The organism is Xanthovirga aplysinae, assembly GCF_009711365.1.
Taxonomy (GTDB): domain Bacteria; phylum Bacteroidota; class Bacteroidia; order Cytophagales; family Cyclobacteriaceae; genus Xanthovirga; species Xanthovirga aplysinae.
This window is the reverse complement of record NZ_SMMB01000340.1, coordinates 1-1,183: the sequence shown is the minus strand read 5'-3', so window position 1 is coordinate 1,183 and position 1,183 is coordinate 1. Positions and strand designations below refer to the sequence as shown.

General features: G+C 34.5%; 2 protein-coding genes. Both read right to left on the bottom strand.

Annotated features, from left to right (window positions below; translation table 11 throughout):
* Positions 1-56: 56 nt before the first annotated feature.
* A complete protein-coding gene (locus tag E1171_RS01050) occupies positions 57-407 on the bottom strand; it encodes a SpoIIAA family protein (RefSeq protein ID WP_187696148.1) in 351 nt (116 codons plus the stop codon).
* 129 nt (positions 408-536) lie between these two features.
* Complete coding sequence (locus E1171_RS01045; protein WP_187696147.1) at positions 537-899, bottom strand: SpoIIAA family protein; 363 nt, start codon at positions 897-899, stop codon at positions 537-539.
* Between the last annotated feature and the right edge of the window lie 284 nt (positions 900-1,183).

The following is a 1,183-nucleotide window of genomic DNA, read 5'->3' as shown; positions in this document are numbered from 1 at the left end:
ATTTCCATCGTCAAACTACTTCCCTTGCCTCTACTGAAGCTTTTATTTCTACTTTCTCAGGCAGCTTTTAACCATTCCCAGGCTTCATTTTCCTGATTAGTTTCAAAATATCTAATCTCAGCTTTTGCGAAAGGCTTCATGATTTGGGTCATCCATTTCTCCCAGTTTTTATCCCCAACCATGGCACACTTATCAACATGTTTGTCGATTTTCAAACCATACCTGAAATCGTCCCATGCAGCTTTTAGATCCCAACCGCTGAAATTTTCCATTTTCCAAAGCAGTTCAATTTTTTCATTTTCATTGATGGCCTTTTCTAGCTCTGGAATTAATACGGTTTGGTAGTCTTCGTCATGCAATTTGCCACTGGCTTCAAAGCCTATTACTTTTCCGCCACTTTTTGACATTTTCTTAATCATAGTATTCTCGATAAATAGAAAAATAAATTTTTAAATGGGCTACTACACTTTAGTTCAATACGAAATTGAGATCTCGTGCCCATTTTTAAAGGTGAAAAAACCTCTTTCACCCCCTCTTTATGCAGCTTTTAGCCATTCCCAGGCATTATCAGTATCCTTGTCTTCAAAATACTTTATTTCACCTTTTAAGAATGGTTTCGATAATTTGGTCATAACTCTTAACCATCTTTTATTTCCCACTATGGCCCATCTCTCAACGGTGCCGTAAGTTTTGATTCCATATTTTAAATCGGACCACATGGCAGGAATGTTCTCTCCTTCAAAGTCCTCAATTTTAAATAAAAGATTTATAGTTTGGTTTTTTTTGAGGGCTTCCTCAGTTTCTGGGACCAATTTGTTTTTATAATCAAAATCGGTCATCATTCCTGAAATTTTGAAGCCAAGATTTTTTTCATCACTATTTTCAAGTTTCCTAATCATGATCTTGTTGATTTGTTTATTTAAAAAACAAATCTCCTTGCTTGATAGGTCCTTTATTGGCATTTTATGAATATGTCCCTTTTAATTTTCTAGTCAGTTTCTTAACCATTCTGGTTTAGGGTAGAAGGAGGAATCTTTGTAAGTGGCGGAAAGCATATTGTAAAATGGATAAGACCAAGGAAAGTTTATCCTCTTTTTACTATGGATATTTTGGTTTAGGTTAATTTGGCTAATCAAGGTTAGGAATTCCTAAATCTTAATTTTTATTTCGTGATTATCATTTT

Coding starts and splice junctions, on each gene's coding strand:
- E1171_RS01050 (WP_187696148.1), bottom strand. CDS start 407: ATGTCAAAAAGTGGCGGAAAAGTAATAGGCTTTGAAGCCAGTGGCAAA.
- E1171_RS01045 (WP_187696147.1), bottom strand. CDS start 899: ATGATTAGGAAACTTGAAAATAGTGATGAAAAAAATCTTGGCTTCAAA.